This window comes from Acinetobacter sp. NIPH 817 (assembly GCF_000368405.1).
Classification (GTDB): domain Bacteria; phylum Pseudomonadota; class Gammaproteobacteria; order Pseudomonadales; family Moraxellaceae; genus Acinetobacter.
The window spans coordinates 3,209,541-3,235,170 of record NZ_KB849420.1; the positions used below are offsets into that span (position 1 = coordinate 3,209,541).

Consider the following 25,630-nt stretch of genomic DNA (forward strand, 5'->3'; position numbering starts at 1 on the left):
GTTCCACGTGAAACATGGACCAAACTTTTATTTAGCTATTTTTATCCCAAAATTTTCTAAAGTTTTTACTGAACTCAATGGTGTAACGTTTGGCTTTTTTTGAAATAGGCGTCAAATTTATAAAACCATGAGTTTGATCTGAATATTCTTCATAATGCATTTTGACACCATTTTGACGTAGCTTATAACTATAGATTTTTGCCTCGTCATGTAATACATCATGCCCAGCAGTAATCACAAAAGCTGGTGGGTTCTTTTTCAAGTTGCCATAGGTTGGAGAAATAATAGGATCATCTAGTTCTACGTTATGCTGCGTTGCATAATATTGAGTGACATAATTAATATCGCTATCCGTCAAAACCAACCCTTCGTTATAAGCATAAAAAGAAGGATGTCGGCTCTTAAAATCAACTGTAGGGTAAATAAGAAGTTGGGCCTGAGGAGCATAAGGTTTATTTACTGATCTTTGAGCCACGACTGTACTGATGTTTCCACCTGCACTATCCCCCGCTACCGCAATTCGACCTTTTAATATTTTTAACTGTCTACGATTTTGATATACCCAAGCTAAAGCATCTTCACAAGATTGAATTAAATGCCGAGGAGAAACCTCAGGTGCGAGAGGGTAATCGATACTGAGTACTTGTACTTTTGCATACTTTGCCAATATACGACAAACCTCATCATGAGTATCTAAACCACCAACAACAAATCCTCCTCCATGATAGAAAACAATAAGAGGTAATTTTTTATTCGGTGCTGGATGATAGTGTCTTGCGAAAACAGTTCCGCTTTGGAGAGGTAAACGAATATCTTCCACTAAGTCAATCTCTGTTGACTTGTGGCGTATAGCCAGCATTTGCGTATCGAACTGCCTTCTAGATTCAATTGGATCTGAACCAATAAAACCAATACGACCCTGTTTAATTTGTACAGCCATCATACATTTAGTAAATGAGTCAAGATCTGGATATTGGTAAGAATATCCAAGAATTTTAGCAAGTGATTCTTGAGCTAATCGAGGTAACTTATCAAGAGCTCGAGCAGCAGGCCCTTGGCCCTTATCTAGCAATGTTTGAATTTTTTGATTAAATGCTGTCATGCCTATCTCCATGAATTCCTCTTATCCTTCATATTTTCTACAGAATTCTGTTGTTATTTGACTATATTCGCATACAACTCATGTAATCAAGATACAAAGGTAAAACCCAAATTAAGCTAATCTGATTTCAAGCAAATGTCATTAACAAATCTGTCACTTAAAACAGGACTTTTTTGCCAATTATTGTTAACAGACAAAAAGAGGTACGATTATGTCAACAAAACTAGTTGTTACTTTATTAGCAACCAGTCTTTTAACTGTAGGCTGCGTGGCTTATACGGATGACCCTTCTTATCGTGGTGGTTATGGTTACCATGATCATGATAGTAATCGCTATGATCGCAATGATGGACGTCGATATAACGATTGGGAACGAAGACGCTGGGAAGAACGTCAAAGAATATATGAACAACAACGAAGAGTTGCTCGCGAACAGGATCGAAATCGTCATGAATGGGATAAAAGACGCCATGACGAGGATAAGAAACGCTGGGATGACGATAAAAGACGCCACGAGTGGGATAAAAAACGGGTAGAAGATCGTGATCATAATCATCGAGATTATCGTCATGATGACTAAATTCATTACTATATAAAAAGCCCCAATAAGCTACGTCTTTTGGGGCTTTTTTGAGAATTCTAAATTCTCTTAATTATAGAGTAATGAGTAGCAGCTCACTTCATACATAAACCGGCATCTTAAATATATGACTCTATAATCTTTTAACTATTCTTATCACTAAGAATTACTGAGCTGTTGCAGAACCTGAAACAGAACCAGAAGCACCAGCATCAACTTGACCTGGTTGTGCTTGGCCAGAAACGCCCGCATCAACACCTACACCAGCTTGCACGCCAGATGGGCTAGCACTTGTTTGAGCAGAACCTGATGCGTTTAAACCCGCTTCAGATGCGCAACCAACAGCTGTAAAAGCAACACCAGCAAGTACTACAGAGATAAGACCTAATTTTTTCATAATCGCTTTCCTTTCATTACGACAAACACTTAAATGCGAAGATCATCTTCGCGCTGCCTATAATTCACAATTTTTTTTTCTGGCGTGCGTATCATTGGTTGTCTTTTGTAGTAATAGAAGTACAAATTGTGCAATTTTTTATTAAATCCACTTCCCTACCCTTAGCTCTATCTTTTATATAAAACTAGCAACTTAAGCTTTTGTTTAATTTTATCAATTTTCAATTTTTATCTGAGCCTTTTACTCTACTCAAAAAAATTCTATTTATAGAAACACTATATAAGGTGCGTAGAATGTTACAGAGGTTTTTTGTTTAAAAATTCCTGTTTCTATTAAAAAAGCCGGGTTTAAACCACGGCTTCTCTAAAAATTTACGATATTTCGATTTAAATTACGGCCACTGCAACTCGCCTTTTACAACTTTTGCACCCAGCTCTAGGCTATCCACACTTTTTAATGTTGGATATTGTTTTTGCATGAGTTGACTCAGCTCACTCGCATTTTTACTTACTTTAACGGCTTTCTCATAGCTCTTGAGATAGTCGATCGAAAAGTTAACCGCATCCAAACCTTGTGGAGCTCCCTCAACCATATGGGCAGGAACAACTATCTGAGGTTGGAGTGCTTTAATGTTTTCTAGCGTTTGAATTACTTCATTGCGGTCTTTAACTTTTGGTGTATCTGCCATCCATAAATGAATGCCTGAAGAGACAGGAATACCACCTACTACTGCTTTTGAAGAAGGAATCCATAAATAAGTGAGTTCTTTCTTACCTTTAATCTCGATGGACTCATTCTCTAGCTTTAAAGTTTTAGCAGTATAAGCTTGAGGCACAATAATTTGGCTAGGCGCATTTGCACCCATTTGTGGACCCCAATACTTCACTTTGAGCGCTTGAGTATCTTGAATATGTTTAACAGTTTCCGGCGTTGCGATGATTTGTACATTTGGGAAATATTGTTTAAATACATCTAAGCCAAAGTAATAATCTGGATCGCCATAGCTTACGAAAATTGTTTTTAGGGTTTTACCGCTATCGATAATGTCGGCAGCAATACGTAATGCTTCAGATTTTGAGAATTGGGCATTAACCAATAGAACTTCTTTATCGCCTTCAATTAAAGTAGACGTCACGCCAAAATGTTCAGGTTTAGCCAGAAAACTTTGGATTTTTAGATCTTGTGCAAAGGCGGAGGAAGCCATTGTCAAAGCTGTAGCAGTTGCTAGGGCTGAAGCAGTTAATTTAAAAAATTTCATTATGTATTCTCCAATTTCATGAGAAATACTTTAAATTGCAATTCCTGTAAGGTAAATGCACCAAATTAAGATAAACTGTTGCATATATTGTAATAATGATGATGCATATGGACACATTAAAAGCCATACAAGTCTTTGTTTCTATTGCTCAGCATGGCAATTTAACCAAAGCCGCACAACACCTGAATTATTCCCGTGCGATGGTTTCTCGTTATCTTGAGCATCTTGAACACACATTCTCAACTCGACTATTTCAAAGAAATACACGAAAAATATCTCTCACGCCAGCAGGTGAAAAAGCCCTGCTCTACTGCGAGAATATTTTACAACAACAGCAACTTTTACAAGAGCTAGCTGCACCTGAACAATATAACGGTACGATTCGTTTTACCTGTGGTTTATTTTTATTTCAATTAGGGGTTGGAGAATGTATTCGCCAATTTAAACAGCAACATCCGCATATTCAATTTGATGTATATCTGACTGAAAATACAATGGACTTAATTGATGCTCAGGTCGATTTAGCCTTACGTATAACGCAAAAAGTTGCAGATGGATTAATTGCAAGGCCAGTCTGTCAAATTGAGTCTGTTTTCTGTGCTCATCCTGATTATTTAAAGCAGCACAGCCCCCTCTCCCATCCAAGGCAACTTATTCAACATGAATGTTTAGCTCACCATAGCCAACATCAATTTTGGACACTTTTTGATGAAGAGCAACAACCGCAGAATTACCCTTTAAACGTGACCTTTAAAAGTAATGATGTAAATGCTGTTTATGATATGTGTTTACATGCCCAAGGCGTGGCAATGTTGCCTTCACTATTAGTTAAAAAAGATTTAAAAGAAAAAAGATTAGTTCCTTTGTTTAAAAACTTTTCAGCTCCGGAATTAAGTCTGTCAGTGGTATATGCATCGAGACAACATTTACCCAAAATAACGCAGGAATTTATTGCTTTTATGATCGAAAATTTAGATTTTTACTTAAAACCGCAAAATTAAAAGTTTTAAATTGCCGTGTACGCTTGAATTTTTAGGCAATGCCCATACTTCATCCCTATTAATGAATTACAGCATATGCATGGCAGTTCAGGTTTTACCCAGTAAATGCTGATGCCAAAAGGACTGTACATGTTTAAAAACCCATTTAAACGGAGATCATCAATGGCTAATGAGCAAAACGAGCAAGCTCAAGACATTCAACACGAGCAAGCAGAGCAATCTAATGAGCAAACTCAGGCTGAAGGTGTAGAGCAAGCAAACGACGTTACCGTTGAATCTTTACAAGCGCAAATCACCAAATTAGAAGAAAGCCTAAAACTTGAAAAAGCACGTACAGCAAATGCTGTTTACGAAGCACAAAAAAGTGTAGAGCGTATTCAACGTGAGTCTGATAAGCATAAAGAAACTGTGCTTGAAAAATTTGCCAAAGAATTACTTGATTCTGTAGACAATCTAGAGCGTGCAATTCAAGCAGCGGGTGATGAAGAAACACCAGTACTTGAAGGTATCAAATTAACCTTAAAGTCACTGTTAACTGCGCTTGAGAAATTTGGCGTTGTAGAAGCTGATACTAAAAATGGTTTCAATGCAGATTTACATCAAGCAGTAGGTATTGATCCTAACGCTAAAGCAAATGAAATCGGTACTGTTTTACAAAAAGGCTATACGTTAAATGGCCGCTTATTGCGCCCTGCTATGGTTATGGTTGGTCAATAAGTAAATTTTTGAGAGTTTTTAGATTTTTTTTAGCTAAAACGCTTGAAAAAAATAGATTCACTCTCATATCGGATAACAAGCAAAAACATTGCAAAAGAATTTTTGAGGAAAACGTCACATGGCAAAAATTATTGGTATTGACTTAGGTACTACCAACTCATGCGTTGCTGTACTTGAAGGCGATAAAGTAAAAGTAATCGAAAACGCTGAAGGCGCACGTACAACTCCATCGATCATCGCTTATAAAGATGGCGAGATCTTAGTAGGGCAAAGTGCTAAGCGTCAGGCAGTAACTAACCCGAAAAATACATTATTCGCTATTAAGCGTTTAATTGGTCGTCGTTATGAAGATCAAGCGGTACAAAAAGATATTGGTCTTGTACCTTACAAAATCATCAAAGCTGACAATGGTGATGCTTGGGTTGAAGTAAACGACAAAAAATTAGCGCCTCAACAGATCTCTGCTGAAATCTTGAAAAAGATGAAAAAAACTGCAGAAGACTATTTAGGTGAAACAGTTACAGAAGCAGTTATTACTGTTCCTGCTTACTTTAATGATGCTCAACGTCAAGCAACTAAAGATGCTGGTAAAATCGCTGGCTTAGACGTTAAACGTATCATTAACGAACCAACTGCTGCTGCACTTGCGTTCGGTATGGACAAAAAAGAAGGCGACCGTAAAGTTGCAGTTTACGACTTAGGTGGTGGTACTTTTGACGTATCAATCATTGAAATCGCAGACCTTGATGGCGACCAACAAATCGAAGTGTTATCAACAAACGGTGATACTTTCCTTGGTGGTGAAGACTTTGATAACGCATTAATTGAATTCTTGGTTGAAGAATTTAAGAAAGAACAAAGTGTGAACTTGAAAAATGATCCACTTGCGTTACAACGTTTGAAAGAAGCTGCTGAAAAAGCAAAAATTGAGCTTTCTTCATCGAATGCAACTGAAATCAACCTTCCATATATCACTGCCGATGCAACTGGTCCTAAACACTTAGTGATCAACGTAACTCGTGCAAAACTTGAAGGTTTAGTTGCTGATTTAGTTGCTCGTACAATTGAGCCTTGCCGTATCGCGCTTAAAGATGCTGGTCTTTCGACTTCTGACATCTCTGACGTAATCTTGGTTGGTGGTCAGTCTCGTATGCCACTTGTACAACAAAAAGTACAAGAATTTTTTGGTAAAGAGCCACGTAAAGACGTGAACCCTGACGAAGCAGTTGCAATCGGTGCTGCGATTCAAGGTGCAGTATTGTCTGGTGACAAAACTGACGTTCTTTTATTAGACGTAACACCATTAACTTTAGGTATTGAAACAATGGGGGGTGTATTAACACCAATCATTGAGAAAAACACGACGATTCCTGCGAAGAAATCACAAGTGTTCTCTACTGCTGCTGACAACCAGCCTGCTGTAGACATTTCTGTTTACCAAGGTGAACGTAAGATGGCTCAACAAAACAAATTGTTGGGTAACTTCCAATTAGGTGACATTCCGCCTGCTCCACGCGGTGTGCCACAAATTGAAGTATCTTTCGACATCAATGCTGATGGTATCTTGAAAGTATCTGCTAAAGATAAGAGTACTGGTAAAGAGCAATCGATCCAGATTAAAGCAAACTCAGGTTTGTCTGATGCTGAAATCGAAGCAATGATTAAAGATGCAGAAGCGAATGCTGAAGAAGACCGTAAGTTTGAAGAACTTGCAAAAGCTCGTAACGAAGCTGATGCATTAATTTCAAGCTCGAACAAAGCAGTTAAAGATCTTGGTGACAAAGTTACTGAAGATGAAAAAACAGCTGTAAGTACTGCGGTTTCTGAACTTGAAGCAGCAACAAAAGAAAATGATGTTGAAGATATCAAAGCTAAAACTGAAGCTTTACAAAACATCTTGATGCCTATCACTCAACGTGCTTATGAACAAGCACAGCAAGCTGGTGGTGCAGAAGGCTTTGATCCAAATGCATTCCAAGGTGGCGATGCAGGTCAACAAAAAGCTGATGATGGTGTTGTAGATGCAGAGTTTACTGAAGTTAAAGATGACAAAAAATAATTTGTTTCTTTAATAAAAAACCGCGCTTAGGCGCGGTTTTTTATTGGTTACAAAAAATAACAATAGGTTTTTTCATATATTTTTAAATTATTTAATGTCAAAAAGGTCAACTATAAAAACTAATGTATTCATTATAAAAAAGATTTTCTAAACTAAAATACATTGTTACTTATTACATTAATTATTCCATTATTGCCAAGTCTAAAAACATCTTATTAAATTTTTCTACCAAGATCACAAAGCTCTCCCACTCTCCTGTACTTTTTATCATTTTGACGAATTAAATTAAGTAGCTAACAATAAGATTTTATTTATATTTTTTATTTTGCCATGAAAAAAATTCTATGGTGGGGATTGAGCTTATGTGTAGGCATAGGCTTTCAAACGACGAGCTTTGCTCAAAATAATCTAGCAATGGGTTCCTCTAATCAACCTTTAAAGTATCGAATTGCTTTTATTGATCCACGGTTTCAATTAACTCGAGAAAAATTTATTGAGGTTAGCCAACAAGCTGCTGAAATCTGGCACAAAGAAACAGGAAAAACCTATTTTATCTATGATTCAGAAGCTCAGTTGGCAATTAACTTAATTTATGATGATCATCAACTGATGAAAAGCGAGCAACAGGAAAATTTGAATGCACTTTTGCAAAAGCAGGAAGTATGGCGTCTTAAAAATGAAGAAATTATTTTAAATAAACAAGAGATTGATCAGCTATCATCTGATTTAAACAAAAGAAAGATCAGCCTGAAAGCTGAGTTTGAGCAGTATCAACAAGACGTAATACGCTTTAACCAAGGAGAACATCGATACTATCGTGCCGATGAGCTAAAAGAGCAGCAAAACCAACTACAGCAAAAATCTGGAAATCTACAAAAAGAATCAAATATTTTAAATTATAAAATTCAATTACTTAATCTAAAAATTAGGGAACTCAATGAAGAGCAAAATGATTTAAGCTCTTTAAAAACACAATTCAAACTAGAGCAAAAAGCCAGTATTCAACCCTTCCATAAAGGCTTATTCAGCCAAAACCAAATTCAAATTTACGGTTACGCTTCTTTAAATGATTTACGTTTAACCCTTGCTCATGAGTTTGGTCATGCATTAGGACTAAAACATACTACTGATCCTAAATCATTAATGTATCCACGGTTAAAAGAGCAAGATATTCATAATTTCAAATTAACAGATTCAGATTTAGAGCTATTAGGCTCAATTTATAGTTTAATTAAGGAAAATCATTAAAGTTAACTAATTAAAAAAACTACATAAAACCAATTTTACTGAATTTTTTCTACAAAATAGTTTGGCATTTGGTAAAAAACTATGAGACTAAAGTCTCATTTATTTATCTAAATCGTACGTTTTTTGATTGATTTTTCACTTTATATTCTTATAATACGTTTTTTTTAAAATCTCCCACCTTTTTATTATGCGTTTAACATCATTGTTATTAGGCGTAGCCTTTGCTTTTTCTAATTTTCAGGCTAATGCTAATCTTGCTACTCCAGCTCACACTCAAATTCAGCAAAAAGCAGGTCAACATTTGACTTACAAAATTGCTGATATTGATCCACGTTTTGGTTTAAGCCAAGACCAATTAATTCAAATTAGCCAACAAGCTGCAGATATTTGGAAACAAGGCACTGGTCAGGATTATTTTACTTATGATCCAAATGCAAAGTTAGAAATTCGTTTAGTTTACGATAATAGTCAGAGTCGTTCTGAACAGCGTCAAAAAATTGCTGCTCAGTTTCAGCAAGAACAGCAACGTGTAATTGATGAGCAGCAACAAATTAAGCAATTGAAACAAACTCTTGGTCAAACTCAATCTGACCTTGAAAATAAGAAGCAGATTTTGAATGGCAAATTGAAAAATCTTGACGAGCAAATGATGCAGCTTAACCAAGGCAAATTAGCACCTGAATACAGTGCTAAATCTTTGGCTAAAACCCAGAAAGATTTGCAAAAACAAACTGTTGCTTTAAAGAAAGAAATTGCTGCTTATAATGAGCAAGCTAAAGATTTAAATATCAAAGTTGCTCACTTTAATCAGATTAACAATGAGTTCAATAACTCATTAACCCAATTTAAGCAAAATGCCCAAGCTGATGTCTTTAAAAAAGGTATCTACAATGGCAAACAAATTGTGATTTATGAGTTTAAGTCTATTGATGATTTACGCTTAACGATTGCTCATGAGTTAGGACATGCGCTTGGTTTAAAACATAGCGATCAACCAGATGCATTAATGTACTCAGTACGTAAAGATGGTGACAGAAAAGTCACTGGTCTTACAGATGCTGATCGTGATCTATTAAGTGCTTTACCTCAATAATTAAGGACTTGATATAAAATGATGTATCTATTTCTAGGTAGATACATCGAAATTCATATCAAAGTCATGTTATTGTGGTCATAAGAGCTAACTAAAATAGAATGGAGATCAAGATGAGTTACTATCATATCCTGATTGAAGTAAATGATCATATCAGCACAATTGAACAAACCCGTGATATTGAACTGTTTGATATTATTGAAATTAAACCATACCTCCATTCTATTCTAATTCCCTTTTTCAATGAGCATGAAATCGAGCTTGAAGATGAAAATATCGAATATAAAGATATTCTACATCTTGAAGTGAAACAGACCCTGTTACCGATTGAACATTTAATTGAAGAAGAACAAAAGCAATTACCAAGTGATACAGATGTTACGATTACTGCGTATGAAATCTTTAATGATCGAGATTTAAGCCAAGATGTCACTTCAGTTATTTTTGATATTTTGGAAGCGGTAAAATTAGATTAGCAATCTTATATAAGTACTTATAAAAAAGGTCTGCATGTGCAGACCTTTTTATTATTTTCAGTTTATTGCATCATTTTTTGGACTTGTTCTTGACGAAATGCGCGTAAGATTTGTTGCCCTGCCCGACCTGTTGGATTTAAACCTAAACGAGTTTGCTCCTGACGAATAGCTACACGGGTTTTATCCCCAATAAGACCATCAACTGCACCAATATCATAGCCACGATTAATCAAAAACTGTTGGATTTCACGACGTTCCGCGCGTGAAGTTCCTGGATCATCAGTTGGCCAAGATGTTGCAAAAGGACGAGCACCTTTTAAACGATCAGATAGATGGGCAATTGCAAGGCCATAACTTTCCGCAGCGTTATAACTGTAGATAGCATCAAAATTCTTAAATACTAAAAATACTGGGCCATTTACACCTGCTGGTGCCATTAAACCTGCCGAAGTACTGCTAGATAAAGCCCCTTGAACAAGTGGAGAGCCGTCAATTCGAGTTACTCCTCGTGCACTCCAGCTACTTAAAGCTTTCTTTGAGCGTCGCCCTTCTCCATCAATTGAGATACCTTGGGGAATTTTGACCTCAAAACCCCATGGCATTCCTGTTTGCCAACCAGCTTTATTTAAGAAATTAGCCGTTGATGCCAATGCATCTGCAGTACTTGATACTAAATCGCGACGACCATCTCCATCAAAATCAACAGCTAAACGCTCATAGGTCGATGGCATAAATTGTGTATGACCAAATGCCCCAGCCCATGAACCTTTCAGTTGATCTTCGGTTAAGTCACCGCGCTGTAAAATACGCATGGTGGCAAAAAATTCAGTACGGAAATAACTTTGTCGACGACCTTCACAACTTAAAGTTCCGAGCGCTTGTAATAAAGGATATTTTCCAGAAATATCACCAAAATTACTTTCTACCCCCCACACTGCCACGATTGTTTCTGGTGGCACACCGTAAGTTTGAGAAGCACGATTTAAAACATCGCGATATTGCGCTAGTTTTTGTTTTCCAAGCTCCACACGCTCTTCATCGACTAAGCCAGAAAGATAATCCCAAATTGGTGTCGAAAATTCTGGTTGATAGTTTAATTTATCAATAACTGAATAATCTGGAGTTAAGTTTTGAGTATAACGGTCATAAGTTGTTCCCGAGACTCCCGCAGTAATTGCTTGAGAACGTAAATTTGCCAAACAACTTTGGAAATTATTATTAGGCGTATAATCTTCGCTAGTTACTACTGGAACAGTAGCATTGCTAGATATTGTAGAACCATTAATTACGAGCTCTGCTTGAGCCTGAGTCATTGCTAAAAATACAGAGCCAACAATACAAGAAAAACGTCGCATATTATCCCAGTTTCAATTTTTGAATTTAAATTTTTAAGTACCATACCATTATGAGTCTAAAATTTCAGAGAGAAAACGTAAATTTGAATTCATAATCTCTTCTTTAAATTCATTTCCAGTGTTTTAAATTCAAATTTCTCACTTTATTTTGAATTTAAAACTTCCCCTCATTTGCATCACCAGTTTTGAATTCAAAACAATAGCGCATAGTTTAAATTCAAAAGTCTTACTTTAAATTTAAACTATAACTCAGGCGTTTCTGTGGATAAACTTATCCACAATCGAGCAAAAACAGCACTATTTATTGATTCCATTCTATATTTCATTATTCTTGATGACACGAAAAATCCAATCAACCAAACAATCTATATTTTTAAATTCAAAAATCACGCAATAATTTAAATTCAAACTTACCGCGTTATTTTAAATTTAAAACACTTCAGCAAATACCACTAGTTTTAAATTCAAAAAACATGAGCTCTATCATCAGCTACAAATCAAGCTCTCTTGTGGATAACTAACTTTAAATTCAAAACAACTAAGCTTCACTTTTTAAATTTAAAAATACCATCAATATTTAAATTCAAAAATTCCTATAAAAAGTTATCCACAAACAAGAAATTACTCAGGATTTATTATTTTTTAAATTTAAAAAGATAAAAAAAGCGATCCGAAGATCGCTTTTTTTAGAATTAGAAATGCTTTAGAGGGTCATATCTGCTGTTAAAGCGAGTGGTTCTGGCAAAATTTCTGCTAATTGACGGCATAAATTCGTCAATTCATTACTATCCACAGGCATTAAAGTGATATGGCCTAACTTACGGCCAGCACGTTCAGACTTATTATAAAGGTGCAAATGAGCGCCATTTAGTGCCAAAACATCTTCAGTTTTAGGATGTTGACCAATAATATTGATCATAACCGTTGGGCGAACAACGTCTGTTGAACCCAATGGTAGTCCTGCAACAGCTCGAATATGGTTTTCAAACTGAGAACAAACAGCGCCTTCAATTGACCAGTGACCTGAGTTATGCACACGCGGTGCCATCTCATTTGCACATAAGCCTTGTTCTGTCACAAATAGCTCTAGAGTTAACACACCTACATAGTTGAGATGATTCAACAAACGAGTAATGTAGTCTTGAGCCACAGGTTGCAAGGCTTCGCTATTCGGTGCAGGAACAATTGAATGCGATAAAATGCCATTATGATGGTGATTTTCAGCCAGTGGCCAAGTTTTTACTTCACCATTTTGGCCGCGCACCGCAATAATTGAAACTTCACGAGAGAATTTAACAAAGCTTTCGGCAACTAGACTTTTTGCAGGCCCAAGTTCAGCCCAAGCAGTATCAATCTGGTCTTCTGAACGAAGTACAAACTGACCTTTACCGTCATATCCGCCAGTTGCAGTCTTAAGTACAATCGGCAAACCAAGCTCAGCAACAGCCTTTTTCAAGCTTTCTAGACTATCTACAGCACGATACGGCGCAACAGGAATAGTAAGCTCATCAAACAACGCTTTTTCTGACAAACGATTTTGCGCAGTTGCTAAAGCAACACGAGGAGGGTGCAATGCTTTGGTTTGTGTTAAAACATCCACATCTTCAACAGGCGTATTTTCAAACTCAAGACTAAAAACATCAGCACTTTCAATAAACTGCTTTAAGCCTTGCTCATCTTGGCTAGAAAAGACTTGACCTAAAACACCTGCAGGACAATCTGTATTTGCTTCAAAAAAAGTACACTGAATATTTAATGGTAACGCTGCTTGAGCCATCATTCGGCCCAGTTGCCCACCACCAAAAATACCGATAGTTTTATCCATCTCAGCCTCTTACACCTGACCCGGAATATTTTTGCTTGCAACTTTATCAGTTTGCGCAGCGCGGAAATCAGCAACATTTTTTGCGATTTCAGGACGAGTTAAACCTAAGATTTGTGCCGCCATGATTGCAGCATTCGTCGCACCAGCTGGACCAATTGCTAAAGTACCCACTGCAATACCAGCTGGCATTTGTACGATTGAAAGCAAAGAATCTACGCCATTTAAAATTGATGATTTAACTGGCACACCCAAAACTGGTAAATCAGTTTTTGCGGCACACATTCCAGGTAAATGCGCTGCACCACCTGCACCAGCAATAATCACTTGAATACCACGATCACGCGCAGTTTCTGCATATTCAAATAAACGATCTGGAGTACGATGAGCAGATACCACTTCCGCTTCAAATGGGACACCAAGCTGTTTAAGCATATTGGCTGTGTTTTCGAGAGTTGCCCAATCAGATTGAGAACCCATAATAATTCCAACGAGAGGTTGAGCGTCTTGTGCTGCGGCCGCATTCATTGCTAATGTTCCAGAGACAAAAGTAAAAGAAGATAAATCTCGACGAGAGCCAAGTTTTAAATGGTTCGGAAGCCCATTATTATAGACTGATTTTTCATCTCACGAAAATTTAACTGACCAGCTCTGCGAATATTTTTATTCCCATAAAAAAATTGTCATGGTTTAACGGTGACACTTTCTCCAATTTTATTCATATTATTTAAACATCCTGTAAGATCATTAAAGATCTGGAAGAGTAAGAGCTTGTATTAAATAATTGATTCTCTACAAGCTACTACAACTTATTGGCTTCTAAATACGAAATAAACACAACCAAATAGACATAACATCGCCCATAAATAATCGAGTTTAAATGGCTGTTTAAACAAGAAAATCATAAATGGTACAAACACAACCAGTGTGACCACTTCCTGAGTGATCTTCATTTCACCGAGTAACCAACCTTGTGCACTCAATATACGAGTAGCAGGAATCATAAAACTGTATTCAAGTAAGGCAATAATCCAACCGAATAGGATTGCTTGCCAAATGGGAGCATGGTGTAAAAATTTGAGATGCCCGTACCATGCGAGCGTCATAAAGCAATTAGAGATAATTAAGAAAGCAAAAGCTAAAACCGTTGGGCTCAAAGGCACATCCTTCATCATCACGATGATTTAAGAATTGATATGGATCAAAAATATTATAAAAGATAAAACTGTAATTCAGCTTAAATCAAAAAAATAAAGCTGTAGTTTTATTAGGGCCTCAAACACATAGAACAACAACGATTTTTGACTATCTTTTCAAGTTTAGCCTTGCTATCGTTGCTGGCAAATTTATCAATAATGCACACCCAGCAATTCATATTAATGGTGTGTACAAAAGCAGTGGAGAAGGCGAGCAATGCATCTGCATATCTTGGGTATTTGTGGCACTTTTATGGGCTCTTTAGCACTTTTAGCTCGTGATTTAGGACATAAGGTAACTGGTTCCGATTTAAATGTTTACCCACCAATGTCTACCCAGTTAGAAAACGCAGGCATTACACTCATGCAAGGCTACGATCGTAGTCATTTACAGCCTCATCCGGACTTGGTTATTGTCGGAAATGCCATGAAACGTGGTATTGATGCAGTGGAATATATGCTTAACGAAGGTTTGCCATATATTTCTGGTCCTCAGTTCCTTGCTGATCATGTTTTACAGGGTAAACACGTGCTTGGTGTAGCGGGTACTCACGGAAAAACAACCACAACGACTATGTTGGCTTGGGTACTTGATCAGGCTGGTTTAAATCCGGGCTTTTTAATTGGTGGTGTTCCACTTGGCTTTAGTGAAAGTGCTCGTTTAGGTGGTGGCAAATACTTCTGTGTTGAAGCCGATGAATATGACTCTGCTTTCTTTGATAAACGTTCTAAGTTTGTTCACTATCACCCAAAAACGGCGATTTTAAACAACCTTGAATTTGACCATGCCGATATTTTTGATGACCTAGCAGCGATTCAAAAGCAATTCCATCATCTTGTTCGTACCATTCCAAGTGAAGGCCGCATTATTGCGCCAATTACTGAAACTCATATTGATGAAGTGCTTGAAATGGGTTGCTGGACACCAGTAATTCGTACCAGTCTAGAAGCGAATGAAAAAGCTGCTTTATCTGCTGAATTAATCTCAATTGATGGCAGCCATTTTAAAGTACTCGAAAATGGCAATGTCATTGGCGAAGTTAAATGGACCATGACAGGGCAACATAGCGTAGCGAATGCTTTGGCAACGATTGCAGCCGCTCAACATGTAGGTGTTGCACTTGAAACGGCTTGTGAAGCTTTGTCTAATTTTGGCGGCGTAAAACGTCGTATGGAGTTACTTGGTACAGTCAATGGTATTGAGGTCTATGATGACTTTGCTCACCACCCAACAGCAATTGACACCACTTTAGATGGCGCACGTAAACGCTTAGGTGAACGCCGTTTATGGGCCATTATTGAACCACGTTCAAATACAATGCGTATGGGCAGTCATAAAGATGGCTTAGCACATTCAGCACGCTTAGCAGATGAAGTCATCTGGTATCAGCCAGAAGGTTTAGATTGGGATTTACAGCCCGTGATTGAAGCTGCTTCTAACCATGCTCAAGTGAGCCGCTCTCTTGATGAAATTATTGAGCGTATTGTCAATGAAGCAGGTGAGGGCGATGCTGTTGTGATTATGTCTAACGGTGGCTTTGGTGGCTTACATCAAAAACTCATGAGCGCATTAAAAGCGAAAGCTGCTTAACTTTCGCTTTAGATGATTCAATAAAAAACGGGTTTCAAATTGAAACCCATTTTTTATTTTTCTGTTTTAAACCTTTTCTGGTTCTATATTATCCAAAAATTTATTAGAAACGATTAAACGTAAACTATAGACAACGCCCATCGCAAAAATGCTATATCCCACGTTATTACAAATAAACGGAATACATAAAATAATCAGGGCTGTGATCGGGTAAAACCATTTCGTGATTCCAGATAAACATTGGAACTCGTAAAGTATCCAAATACAGGTGGTATAGAGCACCACACTAAACGCAACGACTATTCCCATATATAAATCAGAAATATGCGCATGATGGGTTGTGACATCTACGGCAGCAGCAAGCGCCGCACCTACCGCAGCAATACTGACAAAAACAAAATAATGACCGTATCCCCAAACAAAAGGGCGTACACCTTTAACATGATGGTGTTGTTCGCTACGGTCAAAATAAGCCCACCACATGGCAAACATCAGCATTAATCCACCAACCATCAAGAATACAGCAGGGATATTCATTGACTGAGCGGCTAAGGCATCACGTATTGCATTAAAACTACCGACAATCGATTCACCCAACACAATAATTGTGAGTAGGGCATAGCGCTCTACAATATGATGAGGATGCCACGGCGTTGGAGAATATTTCTCTGCATAGATGGGAATAAATAGCTCCATCACTACTAAAAATAAAAAAACGGGGATAGAAAGTATGTGCGCGAAATTAGCAACGAGCCAACCTACCTGAACTAATACAATGCCTATTGCATAGCGATAAGCCGTAATTCGTCGTTCAGGGTCATGTTTTGCGGCTCTCAGCCACTGGGTAACCAGCGCTAAGCGCATAATCACATAGCCGACAATAATGATGTCAAAGTCCTGACTATGGAATACATCAGGAATACCTGCGGCCATCACTAATGACCCCACAATCTGAACAAAGGTAAGGCATCGATACAATGCATCATCATTATCGTAAGCTGAGGCGAACCACGAAAAATTCATCCATGCCCACCACAACGCAAAAAATACCATCAGGTAGCTTGGTAATGCATGCCAGAGGTGATTTTCAATAATTGCGTGATGTAACTGCTGACCTGCTGTTGCAATCGCGACCACAAAAATTAAATCGAACAATAATTCGAGGGGAGTCGCTGCTCTATGTGGTTGTTTTGGATCTCTTGGAGATAGGGGCCTCAAACTTAATTTTTTCTGTTTTTCTTGAGTAGTCATGAAATAACGTTCTCGAATAAAGTGCCAACACGTTAACACTTTAATATTAACGCCCAGAACACGCATTAAAAAATATATAGATCTGCTGTTTAATCTTTACTCACAAACAAACTATATTTCATTTTTGTGACAATTCTTTATCAAGACAATAGGCTTAATTCTTTATCATAGCCCACGTTTTTGTTCTTGTTTGGAATATGAATGTCTTTAGAAACACTCAACCTTAGCTTATTCCATGTGATTAATGGGGCTCAGGATGCGAGTCAATTTATCATTCGTCTTGCTATCTTTTTTGCTAATGATCTCCTCTATATTCTTTTATTCATCCTTACATTTTTATGGTTCTATGGTGATCAAGATTTAAAAAATAGAGTCATTAAGTCTGTCTTTTTAACCTGCATATCGCTTTTAGTAGGTTACGTTATCTCTCTGTTTTACCATCACTCCAGACCGTTTGTCATGGGTGTTGGCACCACGTTTATTGAGCATGCGCCAACTGCATCTTTTCCAAGTAATCATATGCTAATTTTTAGCACCATCGCCCTGTCTTATTTGTTTGCTCAGCGCAAAATGATTGGAATTATTCTGCTATTTTTGTCATTTGTAGTGGCGTGGTCACGTGTTTATTTAGGTGTGCATTTCCCTTTAGACATGTTGGGTGCTTTTATTGTCGCACTACTGGTCAATGTAGCGGGTTATTACTTCTGGAATATTTATGGTACGCCTTTAACGGCATTCTTTATTCACCTATACCAAATTATATGTAAACCGCTTTTAGACCGTGGTTTGATTAAATAACCTAGAGATTTTTTTGCATTAAAACCACGACATTAAGTTCAGTTGCGTAATACAAAAAAATCTGCCATTCTATGTGAAATTGGATAGGTTTTATCCAATACAGAATTTAGTTTGACAAGGGGAGTAGCCTCCTCCAAACATAACAGCAATGTTATGTGTCAGATATCGTCAATACACTTTTATTAAAAAGTCGGTATCTGAGCATCGTGAAATTCATGATGTAGGCAAGACCTTGATCATGTTGATACAGATGTTTAATTCATCTGGCAACTGGTCGAGGTTTTTTTATGCCCAATTGCCGGATGTGAGGAGGATTTATGGAAACAATCGGCAATCTATGGCTGTACATAGCATTCTTTGGCATTGTCATTGTCATGCTTTTAGTGGACTTTTTAGGCTTTAAGCAAAAGCAAGGTCAGGATGTCTCAATTAAGCAAGCTGCTTACTGGAGCGTGGCGTGGGTAAGCGTCGCGGTCTTATTTGGTGGTGGTTTATGGCTTTACCTACAACAAACAGTTGGGGTGACCTTAGCAAACCAAAAAATCATGGAATACTTTGCAGGTTACCTACTTGAAAAGTCCCTCGCAATTGACAACGTTTTCGTCTGGTTAATGATTTTCGCAGCGTTTGCTATTCCAGCTGCACTACAACGTAAAATTTTACTCTATGGCGTATTAGGCGCAATCGTATTACGTACTCTGTTTATCTTTATTGGCGCATGGTTTGTTCAAGAGTTTTCATGGGTGCTTTATATCTTTGGTGCATTCTTGGTATATACAGGCTTCAAATTCTTAAAAGGCCAAGAAGAAGAAACCAATATTGAAGATATCAAAGCCCTAAAATGGCTACGTAACCATATGCGTATTACCCCACAGCTTGATGGTGACAAATTCTTTGTGCGTCAAAATGGTTTATTGTGGGCAACGCCGTTATTTCTAGTGTTGATTTTGGTTGAAGCTTCAGATGTCATTTTCGCGGTAGATTCTATTCCTGCTATTTTTGCGGTTACTAGCGATCCGTTTATTGTTTTAACAGCAAACTTAATGGCAATTTTAGGTTTACGCGCAATGTTCTTTTTACTTGCTGGCGCTGCTTCTAAATTGCATTACTTACCGTATGGTTTAGGCATCATCTTATTGTTCATTGGCGCGAAAATGTTGTTGCTTGATGTATTCCACATGCCAATCTGGATCTCGTTAAGCTTTATCGTAATCGTGTTAGCAATTACTGCTTATCTCTCTTTACGATACAACAAAAAGCAATTGCAGTCTTAATTCATCACAACAAGGCATCTACACGTGAGATGCCTTGTCATTTAAATCTTTAAAATAGGCTGTACTTTAAAAAAGCAGATTAATATCATATGCCAACCTAAAATTTATCTTTCCTAATCAGAAACATAATAGATAACAGCGATTCGGTTTTTTTATGCCGAACATACTTATTAAAATGTGTGGAGTCTCATGCGTTCTAAAAAAATTAATCTTGTAGTGGTCCCTTTATTACTCACGGCATGTAGCCATAATGATGGTCCTTTAGTACAAGACGTATATAACAACCAATATGACTGTGCTCGCGACTGGAATAATGAAACATGTAAACAAGAAAATAGCTCAAGTGGACATGGTTCTAGTTATGTCGGTAGCCGCTATTTAGGACCTGCGTATTATCGAAATAATCGGGAAGTTTCTTTTCACGGAAATACCTTACATCCTTACAGCAATTTGAGTGTAGGTCATCCCATTATTTCAAGTACGGCAAAAAGCGCATCTTCTTCATCCCCAATTCGTGGGGGTTTTGGTCGTAGCGGCTTCTCTTTCGGCGGCTAAATTCTCAGGCATTCACTTAATATGAAAAGAAAAATATTTACTCCACGACCAGACTGGCAAGTGGAGCATCAAAATATTGGTTTTGATTATTTTAATTTACCTTCTCTCGATGGCTCAATTTACTGGTCTGAAGGGATTGCTTATGAATTTACGCTTAAGCAGATTGAACAACTTGAAGATGCAGCAAATGAGCTGCATCAGATGTGTTTATCGGTAGTAGGAGACCTCATTCAACGGGGCGACTATCCTGCTTATTTTCAAATTCCTGAAGTCGCCATAAACCATATTGAACATTCGTGGAAACAAAATGCTCCCATGCTCTATGGTCGCTTTGATTTCGCTTACGATGGGCGAAATATCAAAATGCTGGAATATAATGCCGACACGCCGACTGGCTTACTCGAAGCCTCTGTCGCACAGTGGCTGTGGATAGAACAAGTCTCAGGCATTACAAATCGAGACCAGTTCAATAGTATTCATGAAGACCTGATTAAACGCTGGAAGACAATTTTACCGCGTGGTAGCCATGTGCATTTTGCTGCCTGTCAGGAGGCTGGAAGGGAAGACTGGGGCAATTTAGAGTATTTGATGGATACCGCTTATCAAGCTCATCTACAGGTTTCCGAACTTTCTATGGAAAACATAGGTTGGAACGGGCAAGATTTTGTCGATCTTCATAATCACCCCATTCAAAACATATTTAAGCTCTACCCATGGGAATGGATCTGGGAAGAAGCATTTTCTCAATATATTCATCCACAAACACAGTGGATTGAACCTTGCTGGAAAATGTTACTTTCAAATAAAGCGATTCTGGTTGAGCTTTGGAAGCGTTATCCAAACCATCCATTATTGGTCGAAACCCATACCTATGACCCGCAACAAATTTTGTCTGGCAAATGGGTGAAAAAGCCAATTTTGGCAAGGGAAGGGGCCAATATTCGAATTTTACAAGATGGTCACGATCAAGGATCAGCTTCTGGTAGCTTTCATTTTGATGACTATGACAAATACGGATATGTTGTACAAAAATGGGTAGATACCCCATTATTTTCAGGACAACTACCTACACTCGGTTTATGGATGGTTGGACATCAATGCGCAGGCCTGTCTATTCGTGAAGATTGTTATGACATTATCGGTAATGATGCTCACTTTGCAGCACATTATTTTGTCGAGTAATAAATGCCCAGAGGTATTTTAAAAAGCACTTTTTAGGTGCTTTTTTATTGTGCCTTCCACGTAGTCAATCAGTGCATTTTAAATATATAGCGAATAATAATTTTTGGTTTTTAAAGCTAAATTAGAACAAAAATTCAAAAAAATAATAACTTAATCTTATGTAATTTAATAATTTTATTCTTATTTCTTTAATTAAAAATCAATATTGGCAAGCTCTTTGCATCTCCTAAAAAGAAAAAAGCCTAGATTTTAAGGGCTCGCGAGAGCCCTGATTTTTTTTAAGGAGTGATGCTATGAATGCTATTCCAACTTTAACGCCACTTGCCATGCCATGTAACAGCAGTTTTGATGCAAAAGATTGGGAAATTTTATCAAGTCATTGGTATCCAGTTGCCCGTATTCAAGATCTCTCTACCGCGCCTCAACGCATCACGCTACTAGACGTCAACATGGCACTCTATAAAACAGAAAGTGGTGAAATTCATCTGGTCCGAGACATTTGTCCTCATCGCGGTGTTCCTTTAACCAAAGGTTGGGTGGATGGTGAGGAGATTGTGTGCCCTTATCATGGTCTACGCTATAACACCGAAGGGAAATGTACCCAAATACCAGCTCAGCCCGAACTAACTAAAATTTCTGATCGTTTTTCTCTGACCAAATTTCCAGTTGTACAAAGATATGGTCTCATTTGGACCAGTATTCATGGTCGTGATATTGCTAAAGCTAATATTCCTATATTAGATACTTGGGACCACGCAGAGCATCAATCAATTTTACCGCCTTTCGTCGATATTGGTGGTTCTAGCGGACGTCAACTTGAAGGGTTTATCGATGTCGCTCATTTTGCGTGGGTACATCACAATGCCTTTGCAAATCGCGATAATCCCATCGTCCCTAAATATCACACTGAACGTACTGAATATGGCTTAAAAACGGTCTATATCAGCAATGTCAGTAACTATCCGCATGAGCTAAAACATCTCGAACCAGAAGGCTTTTTATGGAAGCGCACCTTTGAAGTCTATCCACCTTTTTCAGCCGTGCTTACAGTCGATTTTCCAGAAGGTGGGGTCTTAAAAATCTTGAATGCCTGCTGTCCTATTTCGAGCAATAGAACCCGTTTATTTGTTCCACTCACCCGTAACTTTGATCAGACAGGTGATTTAGAAAAGGTATACGCATTTAATGCTCAAATTTTTGCCGAAGATCAAGACATGGTCGAATCACAAAAGCCAGAAGAACTACCGCTTGATTTAATGATGGAAGCACATTTTGAAGCAGACCGTTCATCAACGACTTATCGACGGATTTTGGCTGAATGGGGACTAAGTAAACGTTATACCGTTTAAATATTGGCTAAGTGGGGTACAATCAATCGAAAAAAGTGAAAATATAAAGGCTTTCCATGTCATTGATCGCAAATACCACCGTTGTGCGTGGTCGTTTTTTAGATATCCTACAAACCGTCTCTGAGCCAACTGATATTCCAAATCAGGTGCGTTATTTAGAAGATGGTGTATTGATTAGTGAACATGGAAAAATCACATGGTTTGGTGCATGGGAAGACGCTCAAGCGCATCTTCCTGCTGGGGTTGAGGTTCAACATTACCCAGAACAATTGATTGTACCTGGCTTTATTGATACCCATATTCATTTTCCACAAACCGAAATGGTGGGAGCTTACGGCGAACAACTTTTAAGCTGGCTCAATACCTATACTTTTCCCACTGAAATCCAGTTTCAAGACAAAGCATATGCAAATGAAATTGCCCAGTTCTTTGTTCAGGAACTCTTAAAGCACGGTACAACCACGGCCCTCGTTTTCTGTACGGTTCATCCTGAGTCTGTTGATGCCTTATTTGAAGCCGCAGAGCGCGTTCAGATGCGTTTAATCGCTGGTAAGGTACTCATGGACCGTAATGCACCTGAAGCGCTTTGTGACACACCAGAAACGGCTTACAGTGACACCAAGGCACTCATTGAAAAATGGCATGGTAAGGGCCGTGCTCTGTATGCGATTACGCCACGTTTTGCACCGACTTCTACACCTGAGCAATTAGAAAGAGCAGGGCAGTTAAAGCAAGAATTTCCAGATGTTTATGTACATACGCATTTAAGTGAAAACAAAGATGAAATTGCTTGGGTAAAATCTTTATTTCCTGAACAAGCAGGCTATTTAGATGTTTATCAACATTATGGCCTGACTGGTAAGCGTTCTGTATTTGCGCATTGCGTTCACTTAGAAGATGAAGAATGGCAATGCATGCATGATACGCAGTCTGCTATCGCATTTTGCCCAACTTCAAACTTGTTCTTAGGCAGTGGTTTATTCCCATTGAAAAAAACATGGGAAAAACAAGTAAAAGTGGGCTTAGGTACAGATATCGGCGCTGGGACATCGTTTAGTTTACTGCAAACTGTTAACGAGGCCTATAAAGTTCAGCAGTTACAAGGTGATAAACTTTCAGCCTATGAAGCGCTTTATCATGCAACTTTAGGTGGAGCAAAAGCGCTTGATTTACAAGATCAGTTAGGCAACTTCAATGTCGGTAAAGAAGCAGACTTTATTGTATTGAATCTTAAGCCGACCGCATTACAGCAACTGCGCCAGTCTAAATCCAAATCTGTTGAAGATTCGCTGTTTGCTTTATTCACTTTAGGTGATGACCGTAATATTGAGGCGACTTATATTTATGGAAAACCTGCTTATCAAAAAGAAACAGCCCAATAAAAATCGGGTGTTTAAGTTTTTGTTATTATTTGGAATATGTGCGGTTGTGTTAAAACGTGATCGCCATAATCTGCAAAATGATAAAATTTCAAAGCCATCAAAGGGTGCATGAAACATCATTTTGCTTTAAAATTTTACCATTAACTCAGATTTTAGAGGTGTTGCAGGTCAACACCTTTTTTATTTTTCTTTTATATCTTGTAGGAATCTGACATGACTGTTGCAATGAGCATCATGATTTCAACCGAAGAAATTCAAGCAAAAGTCAAAGAGCTCGGCGAGCAAATTAACGCTCACTATGCAAATAGCGACAAAGAGTTAGTCCTGATTGGGCTACTGCGTGGTTCTGTTATTTTCATGGCAGACTTGTGCCGAACGATTACCAAACCGCATGAACTCGACTTTATGACAGTCTCTAGCTACGGCGGCGGTACGACTTCAAGTCGAGATGTTAAAATCTTAAAAGATCTTGATGGTGAAATTCGCGGTAAAGATGTACTGGTCGTTGAAGATATTATCGACTCAGGTAATACCTTAAGCAAAGTTATGGAAATGCTGCAAACTCGCGAACCAAATTCGATTCAATTGTGTACGTTAGTGAGTAAACCATCTCGCCGTGAAATTGATCTCGAAGTGAAATTTTTAGGTTTTGAAGTTGAAGACAAGTTTATTGTGGGTTATGGATTAGACTACGATCAAAAATATCGCCACTTACCATTTATTGGCGAAATTGGTTTATAAATTTCAAAAAAATAGCACCGCGAGGTGCTTTTTTTTATATAAAACTTTAGCTTCGAACAAAAAAGACACAAAAAGTCGCAATCTGCTACAGACAAAACAGACAGCTCTGCCGCACGATAGAATATGAAGCAAAATCATTAACTTCATCAAAAAAACAACTGGAGAACAAATATGTGGTCACTCATTGTCGCTATTGTAGTTGGTTTCTTTGCTGGCTTAATCGCTCGTGCCTTACATCCAGGGGATGATAAAGCAGGTTTCATCGTAACCACCCTAATTGGTATTGCAGGTTCACTTCTCGCCACTTATGGTGGACGTTTACTTGGCCTTTATGGAGAAAATTCAGCTGCGGGCTTTATCGCATCTGTAATTGGTGCAGTCATTATTCTCTTTATTTACAATTTAATTGCACGAAAAAGTTAATGACTTTTAGGCAATAAAAAAGCACCAAATGGTGCTTTTTTTTTAATTCATTTTATAGACCTAATTCTTTCCAAACTGCCTGAATTTCTTCGGCAGATCGAGCGCCTACTAGTTTAAATCCATTTGCAAAAATTAAGGTAGGGGTACCATTAAAACCTAGTTTTTTTCCAAGCTCTAAATTACGATCAATTGGATTAGCACAGTTTGTCACTGTTGGTTTAACACCTTGTTGAATCAGTTTTTTCCATGAATAGGATTGATTTGGCGCACACCAAACCTGCCTAGAAACAACAATAGACTGAGGTTTTAAAGGATAGATGAACGTGTAAATGGTTACATCTTTCAGCTTATCGAGTTCAGGTTCAAGTTGTTTGCAATAAGGGCAGTTTGGATCAGAAAATACTGCTAAAACATGCTGTCCATTACCTTTAACCGTTTTAATGGCATCTTTTAAAGGTAATTGTTTCCAATCAATTGAGTTCTGTCCTAACACTAGATCTTTGGTTAAGTTTTTCTGATCTTTTAAACGAATCATAGAGCCTACAAACATATGCTGCCCATCTTCGCCAACATAAATGATTTGCTGATCGAGATTAGCGCTATATAGCCCAGGCATTTCGGTTTTCTGAATATTGCTAATTTTCAAATTAGGATATTGTTTTTTAATATTTTCCCTAACAGTATCTACATTAGCGAAACTCACACTTGCTGTTAAGCTAAATAACGCCAATATTCCTAATTTTTTAAGCATAAAACCGACTCATAGGTAGGAGAGGAGCT

General features: G+C 37.8%; 24 protein-coding genes and 1 pseudogene. 16 read left to right on the forward strand and 9 right to left on the reverse strand.

The features are described 5' to 3' along the window. Positions 1-31 precede the first annotated feature (31 nt). Positions 32-1,102, reverse strand: coding sequence for an alpha/beta hydrolase (locus tag F968_RS18700; RefSeq protein WP_034596525.1), 1,071 nt, complete (start codon positions 1,100-1,102; stop codon positions 32-34). Between the two features lie 211 nt (positions 1,103-1,313). Between F968_RS18700 and F968_RS18705 the strand changes: the two genes are divergently transcribed. Continuing rightward, a complete protein-coding gene (locus F968_RS18705) occupies positions 1,314-1,682 on the forward strand; it encodes a hypothetical protein (protein WP_004795532.1) in 369 nt (122 codons plus the stop codon). Positions 1,683-1,848: 166 nt separating this feature from the next. Here F968_RS18705 and F968_RS18710 read toward each other — a convergent pair whose 3' ends face one another. Then, positions 1,849-2,079 (reverse strand): hypothetical protein, encoded by a 231-nt coding sequence (locus F968_RS18710; RefSeq protein WP_000733015.1) that lies wholly within the window; start codon positions 2,077-2,079, stop codon positions 1,849-1,851. Between the two features lie 391 nt (positions 2,080-2,470). Next, a complete protein-coding gene (locus F968_RS18715; protein WP_004795534.1) occupies positions 2,471-3,337 on the reverse strand; it encodes an MBL fold metallo-hydrolase in 867 nt (288 codons plus the stop codon). 107 nt (positions 3,338-3,444) lie between these two features. Here F968_RS18715 and F968_RS18720 point away from each other — a divergent pair, with 107 nt between their 5' ends. From F968_RS18720 to F968_RS18745, 6 genes and pseudogenes are all read left to right on the forward strand, one after another. After that, a complete protein-coding gene (locus F968_RS18720; protein ID WP_034596529.1) occupies positions 3,445-4,338 on the forward strand; it encodes a LysR family transcriptional regulator in 894 nt (297 codons plus the stop codon). Positions 4,339-4,500: 162 nt separating this feature from the next. Continuing rightward, positions 4,501-5,055: a nucleotide exchange factor GrpE gene (gene grpE, locus F968_RS18725; protein WP_004795539.1), complete on the forward strand. Its 555-nt coding sequence runs from the start codon at positions 4,501-4,503 to the stop codon at positions 5,053-5,055. Between the two features lie 118 nt (positions 5,056-5,173). Further along, positions 5,174-7,114, forward strand: a complete 1,941-nt coding sequence (gene dnaK / locus F968_RS18730) for a molecular chaperone DnaK (RefSeq protein ID WP_004795542.1) — start codon at positions 5,174-5,176, stop codon at positions 7,112-7,114. A 330-nt stretch (positions 7,115-7,444) separates the two neighbouring features. Beyond that, positions 7,445-8,362, forward strand: coding sequence for a matrixin family metalloprotease (locus F968_RS18735; RefSeq protein ID WP_004795544.1), 918 nt, complete (start codon positions 7,445-7,447; stop codon positions 8,360-8,362). A 111-nt stretch (positions 8,363-8,473) separates the two neighbouring features. After that, a pseudogene (locus F968_RS18740) lies at positions 8,474-9,455 on the forward strand (M57 family metalloprotease). Positions 9,456-9,556: 101 nt separating this feature from the next. After that, positions 9,557-9,931, forward strand: coding sequence for a hypothetical protein (locus F968_RS18745; protein WP_003656007.1), 375 nt, complete (start codon positions 9,557-9,559; stop codon positions 9,929-9,931). A gap of 62 nt (positions 9,932-9,993) precedes the next feature. Here F968_RS18745 and F968_RS18750 read toward each other — a convergent pair whose 3' ends face one another. The 4 genes from F968_RS18750 to F968_RS18765 form a co-directional block, all read right to left on the reverse strand. Next, on the reverse strand, positions 9,994-11,286 hold the full coding sequence (locus F968_RS18750; RefSeq protein ID WP_004795547.1) for a lytic murein transglycosylase: 1,293 nt from the start codon (positions 11,284-11,286) through the stop codon (positions 9,994-9,996). 703 nt (positions 11,287-11,989) lie between these two features. Further along, complete coding sequence (locus F968_RS18755) at positions 11,990-13,111, reverse strand: 5-(carboxyamino)imidazole ribonucleotide synthase (protein ID WP_004795549.1); 1,122 nt, start codon at positions 13,109-13,111, stop codon at positions 11,990-11,992. Positions 13,112-13,120: 9 nt separating this feature from the next. Continuing rightward, positions 13,121-13,636 carry a 5-(carboxyamino)imidazole ribonucleotide mutase gene (gene purE, locus F968_RS18760; RefSeq protein ID WP_002115451.1) on the reverse strand — a complete coding sequence of 172 codons (516 nt, stop codon included), beginning with the start codon at positions 13,634-13,636 and terminating at the stop codon, positions 13,121-13,123. 281 nt (positions 13,637-13,917) lie between these two features. Next, positions 13,918-14,280 (reverse strand): DMT family protein, encoded by a 363-nt coding sequence (locus F968_RS18765; RefSeq protein WP_081399724.1) that lies wholly within the window; start codon positions 14,278-14,280, stop codon positions 13,918-13,920. Positions 14,281-14,521: 241 nt separating this feature from the next. Here F968_RS18765 and mpl point away from each other — a divergent pair, with 241 nt between their 5' ends. Further along, entirely contained in the window at positions 14,522-15,895 is a 1,374-nt protein-coding gene (gene mpl, locus F968_RS18770; protein ID WP_004795552.1) for a UDP-N-acetylmuramate:L-alanyl-gamma-D-glutamyl-meso-diaminopimelate ligase, read from the forward strand. A gap of 66 nt (positions 15,896-15,961) precedes the next feature. Here the strand turns inward: mpl and F968_RS18775 are convergent, their stop codons facing one another. Continuing rightward, a complete protein-coding gene (locus F968_RS18775; RefSeq protein ID WP_004795553.1) occupies positions 15,962-17,212 on the reverse strand; it encodes a low temperature requirement protein A in 1,251 nt (416 codons plus the stop codon). A 135-nt stretch (positions 17,213-17,347) separates the two neighbouring features. Here F968_RS18775 and F968_RS18780 point away from each other — a divergent pair, with 135 nt between their 5' ends. The 8 genes from F968_RS18780 to F968_RS18815 all read left to right on the forward strand — a co-directional run bounded on the left by F968_RS18780 (position 17,348) and on the right by F968_RS18815 (position 24,850). Beyond that, on the forward strand, positions 17,348-17,944 hold the full coding sequence (locus F968_RS18780; protein WP_004795554.1) for a phosphatase PAP2 family protein: 597 nt from the start codon (positions 17,348-17,350) through the stop codon (positions 17,942-17,944). 317 nt (positions 17,945-18,261) lie between these two features. Further along, positions 18,262-19,218, forward strand: a complete 957-nt coding sequence (locus F968_RS18785) for a TerC family protein (protein WP_004795555.1) — start codon at positions 18,262-18,264, stop codon at positions 19,216-19,218. Positions 19,219-19,407: 189 nt separating this feature from the next. Further along, the gene (locus F968_RS18790) at positions 19,408-19,773 is read left to right on the forward strand and encodes a hypothetical protein (protein ID WP_004795556.1); all 366 of its coding nucleotides are present in this window, start codon (positions 19,408-19,410) and stop codon (positions 19,771-19,773) included. 21 nt (positions 19,774-19,794) lie between these two features. After that, positions 19,795-20,955 carry a glutathionylspermidine synthase family protein gene (locus F968_RS18795; RefSeq protein WP_004795557.1) on the forward strand — a complete coding sequence of 387 codons (1,161 nt, stop codon included), beginning with the start codon at positions 19,795-19,797 and terminating at the stop codon, positions 20,953-20,955. A gap of 293 nt (positions 20,956-21,248) precedes the next feature. Next, positions 21,249-22,304 (forward strand): aromatic ring-hydroxylating oxygenase subunit alpha, encoded by a 1,056-nt coding sequence (locus F968_RS18800; protein WP_004795558.1) that lies wholly within the window; start codon positions 21,249-21,251, stop codon positions 22,302-22,304. Between the two features lie 56 nt (positions 22,305-22,360). Continuing rightward, positions 22,361-23,686 (forward strand): guanine deaminase, encoded by a 1,326-nt coding sequence (guaD, locus tag F968_RS18805; protein WP_004795559.1) that lies wholly within the window; start codon positions 22,361-22,363, stop codon positions 23,684-23,686. A 213-nt stretch (positions 23,687-23,899) separates the two neighbouring features. Beyond that, entirely contained in the window at positions 23,900-24,427 is a 528-nt protein-coding gene (hpt, locus tag F968_RS18810; protein WP_004795560.1) for a hypoxanthine phosphoribosyltransferase, read from the forward strand. 171 nt (positions 24,428-24,598) lie between these two features. Further along, positions 24,599-24,850: a GlsB/YeaQ/YmgE family stress response membrane protein gene (locus tag F968_RS18815; RefSeq protein ID WP_000269732.1), complete on the forward strand. Its 252-nt coding sequence runs from the start codon at positions 24,599-24,601 to the stop codon at positions 24,848-24,850. 52 nt (positions 24,851-24,902) lie between these two features. On the opposite strand, the gene F968_RS18820 is transcribed toward F968_RS18815, so the two are convergent. Next, positions 24,903-25,601, reverse strand: coding sequence for a DsbC family protein (locus tag F968_RS18820; protein ID WP_004795561.1), 699 nt, complete (start codon positions 25,599-25,601; stop codon positions 24,903-24,905). Positions 25,602-25,630 lie beyond the last annotated feature (29 nt).